This window comes from Microcystis sp. CS-574 (genome assembly GCF_028329095.1).
GTDB classification, from domain to species: domain Bacteria; phylum Cyanobacteriota; class Cyanobacteriia; order Cyanobacteriales; family Microcystaceae; genus Microcystis; species Microcystis ichthyoblabe_A.
Window position 1 is genome coordinate 1 of record NZ_JAQMSY010000156.1, and the last position, 8968, is coordinate 8968.

At 42.7% G+C, this 8968-nt stretch carries 8 protein-coding genes; 3 read left to right on the top strand and 5 right to left on the bottom strand.

Annotated features, from left to right (window positions below; all coding sequences use genetic code 11):
* Positions 1-353: 353 nt before the first annotated feature.
* Complete coding sequence (locus PN470_RS12385) at positions 354-557, top strand: DUF3368 domain-containing protein (RefSeq protein WP_004157244.1); 204 nt, start codon at positions 354-356, stop codon at positions 555-557.
* A gap of 72 nt (positions 558-629) precedes the next feature.
* Here PN470_RS12385 and PN470_RS12390 read toward each other — a convergent pair whose 3' ends face one another.
* The gene (locus tag PN470_RS12390; RefSeq protein ID WP_002754795.1) at positions 630-2360 is read right to left on the bottom strand and encodes a diflavin flavoprotein; all 1731 of its coding nucleotides are present in this window, start codon (positions 2358-2360) and stop codon (positions 630-632) included.
* Between the two features lie 365 nt (positions 2361-2725).
* On the opposite strand from PN470_RS12390, the gene PN470_RS12395 reads away from it, so the two are divergent.
* The gene (locus PN470_RS12395) at positions 2726-3016 is read left to right on the top strand and encodes a hypothetical protein (protein WP_271937994.1); all 291 of its coding nucleotides are present in this window, start codon (positions 2726-2728) and stop codon (positions 3014-3016) included.
* Positions 3017-3136: 120 nt separating this feature from the next.
* On the opposite strand, the gene hypF is transcribed toward PN470_RS12395, so the two are convergent.
* From hypF to PN470_RS12410, 3 genes are read right to left on the bottom strand one after another with little or no spacing between them, the layout of a single operon-like run.
* Positions 3137-5401: a carbamoyltransferase HypF gene (hypF, locus tag PN470_RS12400; RefSeq protein ID WP_271937997.1), complete on the bottom strand. Its 2265-nt coding sequence runs from the start codon at positions 5399-5401 to the stop codon at positions 3137-3139.
* Between the two features lie 50 nt (positions 5402-5451).
* Positions 5452-6126 (bottom strand): ATP-dependent Zn protease, encoded by a 675-nt coding sequence (locus PN470_RS12405; RefSeq protein WP_103113370.1) that lies wholly within the window; start codon positions 6124-6126, stop codon positions 5452-5454.
* A 52-nt stretch (positions 6127-6178) separates the two neighbouring features.
* Positions 6179-6631 (bottom strand): hypothetical protein, encoded by a 453-nt coding sequence (locus PN470_RS12410; RefSeq protein ID WP_002737912.1) that lies wholly within the window; start codon positions 6629-6631, stop codon positions 6179-6181.
* A gap of 379 nt (positions 6632-7010) precedes the next feature.
* Between PN470_RS12410 and hisN the strand changes: the two genes are divergently transcribed.
* Positions 7011-7817, top strand: a complete 807-nt coding sequence (hisN, locus tag PN470_RS12415) for a histidinol-phosphatase (protein WP_002738086.1) — start codon at positions 7011-7013, stop codon at positions 7815-7817.
* Between the two features lie 266 nt (positions 7818-8083).
* Here the strand turns inward: hisN and rpe are convergent, their stop codons facing one another.
* A complete protein-coding gene (gene rpe / locus PN470_RS12420) occupies positions 8084-8791 on the bottom strand; it encodes a ribulose-phosphate 3-epimerase (protein ID WP_002736739.1) in 708 nt (235 codons plus the stop codon).
* Between the last annotated feature and the right edge of the window lie 177 nt (positions 8792-8968).

Genomic DNA, 8968 nt, shown 5'->3' on the forward strand with positions numbered 1-8968 from the left:
CAAGTGCCATCCTAAAAAATCAAATCCTTCTGTCGAGGCTACTAACCTTGTCTTCGATGGCTTAATGTTTAGACCTCTTGTAGCTAGAAAATTTGCGACTTTTTCCAGAATCTCTTCCGCTTTATCTTGGGGTTTAAGAAGAAATAGTTAAAAGCATTGTTATTCCTAAGGCGGTAGCTCTTGAAATCAGCACTTACGATCAAGACAAAACTGGCTCGATCGATCTATTACGAGAACAGTGGATTTCTGTCCGAGAAATCGCCTCTCAACAGCAGGTTTCCTTACTATTACCGACTCTGGATCGAGGAGAATCAGAAGTCATCGTCCTTGCACTAGAACAAAAAGCCCCTTTAGTGCTTATCGATGAATTAGCGGCTCGTCAGGTGTGTAAATCTCTCAATATTCCAATTACAGGTTCGATCGGTATTTTAATTAAAGCAAAACAGTTGGGAAAGATCGCTGCAGTCAAACCTTACATAGAAACGATGCAACAACAAGGCATATACTACAGCCAGAAATTTATTGATCTTGTTTTACAAACAGTAGCAGAAGGATAGGGGAGAGTATTGTTCACTTTCGGGATCAGCCGAAACCCTTGTTTTTTGCGATCCCTTGCCCGTCACCATGAGTTAATAATAACTGCCAGATTTGCGATGATGGATGGCGGTTAAACCCTGGTGTAAAACCCTGCCTTTTTCTGCGATCGCATAAAGCAGCCAATGATCACCGCACTCCATTCGTTGTTCCACCCGACATTCCAGATAAGCGAGCGCTTCGGCCAGAATCGGCCCACCGTTCTCAGCTTTAGTGGTTTCGATATTAGCGAAACGATCTTCTCCGGGGGAAAAAGGTTTAAGAAAATGTTTCATTAAAGCCAAATGTTGACCTTCTTGGAGGATATTAAGGACAAAAGGCGTACCGCTATAAAGCAGAGACTCGATCGCTCGTTCTTTCGCCACGGCAATAGTCAATCCGGGGGGGGTGAACGTCGCTTGCGACACCCAAGAGGCTAACATGGCGCCGCGCAATTCCCCCAATTCGCAGGTGACGATACAGAGAGAACCCACCAAACGGCCCAGAGCCTGCGATCGCCGATCGCTTTGGGATTGGTTAACATTAGTTTTCGGTTGTCTGCTTTTGCGAGCTTTTTTGACTGCTTGAGCGAAATCGGTTCCTGCTTCCTCACAGGTCTTTAAAATTGCCTCCGTGGGTTTAAATTTAACCCGAATTGGCTCAAAACCGAAGCGATAACCGCCATCCCGGAATTTACCTTCTAAAAGATCGACCGCTTCCCCACTCCAACCGTAGGAGCCAAAAACTCCCACCAGCTTGCTTTTATCGCCATTTGCTAGGGTAATCCCCAAGGCGGTTTGGATGGGAGTCGGTGCGTGTCCTCCCAAAGTGGGGGAACCAAAGATAAAACCGACACTTTTTTCGATCGCCGTTTTGATCTCGTCCGGTTCAGCGAACTCGGCATTAATCGCCGTGACTGCTACTCCCGCTTTCGTGATCCCCATGGCGATCGCTTGAGCGAGGGTGGTGGTGTTGCCGTAGGCACTGGCATAAATCAGGGCGATTGTCAACTCTTGATACTTTTGTACTGCCAACCATTGTTGATAGGAAAGGGTCAATTCGTGCATCGCGTAACGCACCAGAGGGCCGTGACCAACAGCATAAAATAAGGGCGATTTAGCGGCTAATTTCTCCAAAGCGTTGCTAATTTGGCTGGCATAGGGAGCCATGAGACAATCGAAATAATAACGCCGATCTTCGTTATAAACGCTCCAACCCTCATCAAAAATTTGGTCGCCACAAACGTGCGCTCCGAATAATTTATCGGTGTAGAGAATATCGGTTTTGCTGTCGTAGGTACAGAGTTGATCGGGAAATCTGGGGTTAGGAGTGGGGATAAATTCTAATTGATGGTTTGCCCCTAAATTTAATATTTCTTCCCCCTTGACAACCAACAGATTTAATGCTTCGGTTTCGAGAATTTTTTTCAGGGAAATTGCCCCCGGATTAGAACAAACAAAAGTGACTTGAGGCGCGATTTCTAAAAGTGCCTTGAGGGTGACGGCACGATTGGGGTTAACGTGACCGAGGATAATATAATCAATAGTTTTCGGATCGATTCTTTTAGTTAAAGCCTCTAAAAATATAGCCGAGAATGATTCCCCTGGTGGATCAAAAAGAGCGACTTTTTCACCTTTAATCAGATAACTATTGGCGGTGGTTCCCTTTTGTAATCCGTATTCGATCTCGAATTTTAACCGGTCCCAAGTGCGGGAACGAAAGACAAAAGTATCGACGGCAATCGGTGCTACTTGTACATCTCTCGGTTTGACAATTGCATTATTCATAATCTTAGTTACCAGTTATCAGTTAAGTAGTCAATTAGTTAAGCGGCAACTTGAGGCTGTGATCATTTTTTACTAGGCAAGTTTGGCATCAAAGTCAACACTTGATTTTTGACTAAATACAGCCTTTTATCGCTGGGGACGAGTGGGGAAATTTATAGGTTATCTTGCCAGCCGGAAGGACATCAATATCTACAGTACACTATCTCTGGGAAGAAACCTAGCTTCTAGCAATTGGCTCGCGGGTAACGATACTCCTCTGGGGGGATTTGCCAGTCTATTGAGAAATTCTAAAGGGAACGTGATCCCCAGAAGCGAGGTGCTAGTCTGAGGGAAACCCTGCTATCTCCCTATCAGGCAAAGTTTTTATGAGCTATCAGCACTCGTCTTTTGACTGCACTAGCGCCAATTTTGAGAAAGCCGCTTTGACTCATTTTCGCACTCTTGTGGCTTTTTTACCGGACAATTGCCGTATTTACCGGCAAACTTGGGAATTTTCTACGGTTCTCTGTCTCGATTTTCTAGCCTGTTTGCAGGGACTAGCAATCACTCGTCAAAATTTCGCCCATCTAGTTAATGTGACACAAGAACTCGGTTTAGGTCAAGCAATTATTTTGAAAGTAGGCAATAAAATCGTTGAGTGGCATCGTTTAAACTAAAATCTCAATTTTCGACCATCTCAACAGTCTAGAAAAAAATCGGCTCTCTGTGTTCTTTGTGTCTCTGTGGTTTATAACTACCTCTTGCCTGTCCTAACCAAGAAGTTAATTTTGTCCTATCTAGAACTGTTTGAGTCTAGAAAAAGCTCCGATAATTTGACCAAGGCTAATACCACCATCATTAGTGGGAACGGTTTGCTGCCAGTAGGGTTGAAATCCCGAAGCTTGTAGGCGATTAATTGTTCTTTCCGTCAGATAACGATTTTGAAAACAGCCTCCCGTCAGGAGAATTTTTTCTCTGCCTATTTTCTGAGCAATTTCTACAATAATATCACTTAAACTATTATGAAATTTAGCGGCAATTATGCCGATTTGTACTTGTTTTTCTAAATCTTCAACAACTCCTAAAATTATCTGATTCCAATCAATAACTATGGGGGAGTCGGAGGATAAAGAAAAATGATAATACTCTTCCGTTTTAATGCCATCAAGGGCAAATTCTAACTGCATTGCTGCCTGTCCCTCAAAACTTAATTGATAACATAAACCTAGAATCGCCGCCACACCATCAAACAAACGCCCGACACTAGAAGTTAAAGGACAATTAATTTTTTTTGTTAACATTTGCCTAAAAATCGACCATTCCTGTTCACTAAAAGCTGATTTTATCCTATCAGTATTTTCCATAACTTCTAGTAATCCTAAAGCCACTCGTCTGGGTTCTTTAATCGCTTTTTCTCCTCCGGGTAATGGCCAGGGTTTAAAATGGGCGACTCGCTGCCAAGAATCGGCAGCAATATGGATAAATTCTCCCCCCCAAATTGTGCCATCTAAACCGTATCCTGTTCCATCCCAAGCAACCCCTAAAACTGGAGGTTGTAGCTGATGTTCTGCCATGCAGGATAAAACGTGAGCGTAATGGTGTTGAATGGGAATAACGGGCAAATTTAAGCTATAAGCGTACTTGGTTGCTAGATATTCAGGATGAGCATCACAGGCAATAACTTCGGGTGCAAACTCGTATAATTTTTTTAAACTATCGAGGATATTTTCAAAATGATTAACAGCATTAACTGTATCTAAATCGCCGATATGTTGACTAATAAAAACTTGATTTTTTTGGTAGATAGCCACGGTATTTTTAAAATAACTTCCCACGGCCAGAATCGGGGGGAAATCTCCCTCATTAACTTTAACGGGAAAGGGAGCATATCCCCGCGATCGCCGCAAAATCATCGCTTTTCCCGCCATTTCCCTGATAATAGAGTCATCCACTGGTCGAACTATGGGACGATTATGAACTAGAAATAAATCGGCGATAGTTCCTAATTTTTCTAAAGCTTCTTTTTCCTCAATACAGATAGGTTCATCGGCTAGATTACCACTGGTTGCTACAATAGGAAAGCCTAATTCTGCTAATAAAAGATGATGTAGGGGAGTATAGGGTAACATGACTCCTAGATAGGGATTACCCGGAGAAACGGCAGCAGAAAGATAATTTTTTCTTTGTTTGATCAGGACGATTGCCGCAGCAGGAGACTGCAATAATTGCGATTCTAAAGAAGAGACATAACCATGCTTTTTCACTAACTCAAGATTAGGATACATCACGGCAAAAGGCTTATCCGGTCGCTGTTTGCGTTGTCGCAATTTTTGCACTGCTTCCGTATTTCTTGCATCGACAACTAGGTGAAATCCTCCTAATCCTTTGATCGCTATAATTTTTCCCTGTTGAATTGCTCTAGCGGTGGCGATTAAAGCTTGATCTTTTTCCGCTAATACAGAGCCTTGACTATCCAAAAGACTAATTTGGGGTCCGCAACAAGGACAGGCATTCGGTTGGGCATGAAAACGGCGATCCAGAGGGTTTTCGTATTCCCTTTGACATTCAGGACACTGATTAAAATCCCTCATAGTTGTGGCACTGCGATCATAGGGTAAGCTCTCGATAATACTGTAGCGAGGACCGCAGTTAGTGCAGTTAGTAAAAGGATAGCGATAACGACGATTATTAGGGTCAAAAATATCGGCTAAACAATCGGGACAAGTGGCTAAATCGGGCAGAACAATTGTATTTTTTTCACCGCCGCTGCTAGGACGTATGCTAAAGTTTTGATAACCGATAGGATTTAACCATTGAGTCTCAATATTTTCAATTAGCGATTGAGGTGGTTTTTCTAAAGATAATCGATTCAAAAAAGTTTCTAGTTTGTCTCGATTGCCCTCGACTTCAATAAAAACTCCCGCTGCCGTATTATTCACCCAACCGGCTAAGTTTAATTCCGTTGCTAATCGATAAACAAAAGGACGAAAACCGACCCCTTGTACTGCTCCGCGCACAATTAAAGCTAATCGCTGATCCGATTGAATGCTCTGATTATTCATAAATAATTTAACGGGGAAATTATCAAATCTATCCCTGATTACTTTTCCCGTTATACTAAACTTTCACTAATCACCCGACAGCATTCTTCCACACTGGTCCTTTTTTCCATAGCTATCACCAAAGCTTGATAGGCAGTCTGTTGTTTTTCTAAAAGAGTTTTTGCCTGTAATAAACTCCAGCGCTCTTTTTGGGCATAATTATTCTCAGGAACCCCCGCTAATTTTAAGGCCGATTGCAGATAAAATCGATCGCTTTCTCCCCCTGCTGCTTTACCATAAACTAAGGTTTCGGCAGCAATTCCCGCCATCCACACCGTAGAAATTCTCTCTAAAAAAGCGGGAAAATCGGTAAAGTTCTTGACTTTTTGCTCTAAATCTGCTAGTTCAAATTGAACACCGCCGACTCCCTCCTGGCCTTGACGAAAGGCTTCCCAAGCGGTCAAACTATAACTGGCGATCGGAATACCTAAAATATAAGCGGTGAGAAAATGTCCGGCTTCGTGGTAGATAACTCTTTGACGGTGTTTACTGGGAGAAAGAGCATCCAGTAGCAAAGTCACGCCCCGGTTATTAAAAGTGAGAGTATCGACGGTAACTAATCCCAAGAGGCTAAAAGTAGCCAAAGCAGGGACAAAAGGCGAAATAGACAGCAAAGGAGTGACAAATACGGAAAGAGTGATCGAAAAAACGGTAATTGCGATCAGATTTAAAGCTGTCTGTTCCATAAAAATTAATAAAAATATACAAATGCTTAATACTATGTTACATTGCCTAGTTTTATTTTCCCCGAATTAACCAACCAATTACCCCACCCACAAAAGCAGTCACAATCGATATACCGATCTGTTTCCAGTTTTTTACCTCCCCAATTTTTTCGGCTAAATCGGGAATTTTTCCCACGGATGCCTCGATGAGTTTCACTCTTTCATTTAAACCGGTGATTTTTGCGTCTAAAGTCCTGATTTCTCCCTTAATTTCCGTCTGTCCTATCTCTAAGACCTGAATTTCTCTTTTGATCTCTCCGACGCTATTCTCGATCGCTTTTTGTCCATTCTCCAAAGAGGTTAAACGAGTTTCGATCGCTTTTTGTCCATTCTCCAAAGAGGTTAAACGAGTTTCGATCGCTTTTTGTCCACTCTCCAAAGAGGTTAAACGAGTTTCGATCGCTTTTTGTCCATTGATAATCAGATTTTCTAACCTTTTTAGGTCATTTTCCGTAAAAGCCGTCATCAGCTAAACTCCTAATAGATTAATTTTTTCTCGTCTTGAGATTGAGTCGATCGTTGACTAATTTAATTATGGAGTCAAAATCAAGCTGTTCCCCATTGATGGTTCTAGGTTCGACACAGCAATAGGGATTTAGGGTGATAGGGAAATTTCCCCCACTTCCCCACTTCCCGAATTCCCCTTTACCATAAATAAACATTATCGTTTTCCTGTATGGATAACTTTTATTGATGAATATTGATCGCACTATCCAAGAGGCAATAGGGATTTAGGGTGATAGGGAAATTTCCGCTAAATCCCCCATCTCCCCACTTCCCCACTTCCCCACTTCCCTTTAACATAAATAAATATTATTGTTTTCCTGTATGGATAACTTTTATTGATGAATATTGATCGCACTATCCAACTAGCTCATCAATTAGCGGACGCTTCTGGAGAGATTATCCGGCGCTATTTTCGGCAGCCTCATCTAGAAACCGAAACAAAACTCGATCAAGTTTCCTCAATAGTAACAATCGCCGATCAAGAAGCTGAGGAGGCGATGGTGGCGATTATTCGGCGAGAATTGCCTGAAGATGGGGTTATTAGGGAAGAAGGAGCCAATATTCCTTCCCAAAGTGGTCGTTATTGGGTATTGGATCCGATCGATGGCACATCCTCTTTTGTCAAGGGATTACCGATTTTTGGGACTTTAATCGGCCTAGTGGCAGAAAATCAACCGATTTTAGGAATTGTCGATCAACCGATTTTAGGCGATCGCTGGTTAGGAGTGAAGGGAAAAGGGAGTCTTTATAATAACCAGATGATTGTTAATCCCTACTGTCAAGATCAAGAACTTGCCTTAAAAAATGCTTGTTTAGCCTCCACCACTCCCTTAATGTTTATCACAGAACGACAACAAGCGATCGCTCGTCAGCTGCAAAGCGTCTGTAAACGTACCGCTTTTGGGGGTGATTGTTATAACTATATGATGTTAGCCACTGGCTGCACTGCCATGCCGATGGTAATCCTAGAATCAGACCTGAAATACTACGATTTTTGTGCTTTAATCCCGATTATTGAAGGTGCGGGCGGAATAATTAGCGATTGGTCTGGTAATCCCCTACAAGCTGATTCTAGCGAAGTTTTAGCCGTCTCTAATTCGGGTTTATGGCGGCAGGTTTTAGAACAAATCAGCAGAGTGGGTTAGTGCCAATACTAAGATAATTAAGGCTGGCTGAATAAATCTAAAAACCTTGTTGGGTAAGACTTTTAGACTTTTTGTCAATCAAAAAGTACCAGTTATGGGAGTGATCGTGGGAAAATTACGGGACTTTTTCTCTGAAAATTAGGTAATTGACCAGATGGGAATCAGTAAAAACCTACACCCCACACCCCACACCCCACACCCTGTCCCCACAAAAAACTTTTTCAGCAGACCCTAATTAATCAACAGCTAACCCACCCCTGCGACAATTAAACGGTGGCTAATTGAGGTTGGGGACGTTTGCTGTTACGGATACCTTCGATCGCCGCTGCGTAATCAGGGGCATTAAATACCGCCGAACCTGCTACGATCGCATTAGCACCCGCTTCGAGAACTTGCCAAGTATTAGCCGGTTTTAAGCCGCCATCCACTTCAATCCAGGGATCCAAGCCTTTTTCATCGCAGATTTGACGTAATTGACGGATTTTGGGGACAACTTCCGGGATAAAACTCTGGCCACCAAAACCGGGGTTAACGCTCATAATTAGGACTAAATCGCATAAATGCAGCACATATTCGATTAAATCTAAGGGAGTGGAGGGATTTAACACCACACCCGCTTGTTTACCGAGTTCGCGAATTTGGCAAAGAGTACGATGGAGGTGGGGAGAAGCATTATGTTCAGCGTGAACAGAAATAATGTCAGCACCCGCTTTCGCAAAGTCAGCCACATATTTTTCTGGTTCCACGATCATTAAATGCACATCTAAAGGTTTTTTCGTATAGGGACGAATAGCGGAGACAATCAGGGGTCCAATGGTGATATTCGGGACAAAACGACCATCCATCACATCAACGTGAATCCAATCGGCTCCTGCCTTATCCACAGCCTCGATATCGGCTCCTAATTTACTAAAATCCGCCGATAGGATCGAGGGAGAGACAACGATCGACTTCGAGCTTCCGTTTTGGGTCATGGCTAACTATAGAATTTCGTGTTTATATTTTCGTAACAATCTTATCAGCAATCAGTGATCAGTGATCAGTGATCACTGATCAGTTATCAGTTATCAGTTATCAGTTATCAGTTATCAGTTATCAGTTCACTGAGAAAACACCCTACACCCTACACCCCACACCCCACACCCTACACC

Excerpts from the sequence above, each read along its gene's own strand:
- rpe (WP_002736739.1), bottom strand. The coding sequence starts at position 8,791 with ATGACCCAAAACGGAAGCTCGAAGTCGATCGTTGTCTCTCCCTCGATC.
- PN470_RS12390 (WP_002754795.1), bottom strand. The coding sequence starts at position 2,360 with ATGAATAATGCAATTGTCAAACCGAGAGATGTACAAGTAGCACCGATT.
- hypF (WP_271937997.1), bottom strand. The coding sequence starts at position 5,401 with ATGAATAATCAGAGCATTCAATCGGATCAGCGATTAGCTTTAATTGTG.
- PN470_RS12405 (WP_103113370.1), bottom strand. The coding sequence starts at position 6,126 with ATGGAACAGACAGCTTTAAATCTGATCGCAATTACCGTTTTTTCGATC.
- hisN (WP_002738086.1), top strand. The coding sequence starts at position 7,011 with ATGAATATTGATCGCACTATCCAACTAGCTCATCAATTAGCGGACGCT.
- PN470_RS12410 (WP_002737912.1), bottom strand. The coding sequence starts at position 6,631 with ATGACGGCTTTTACGGAAAATGACCTAAAAAGGTTAGAAAATCTGATT.
- PN470_RS12395 (WP_271937994.1), top strand. The coding sequence starts at position 2,726 with ATGAGCTATCAGCACTCGTCTTTTGACTGCACTAGCGCCAATTTTGAG.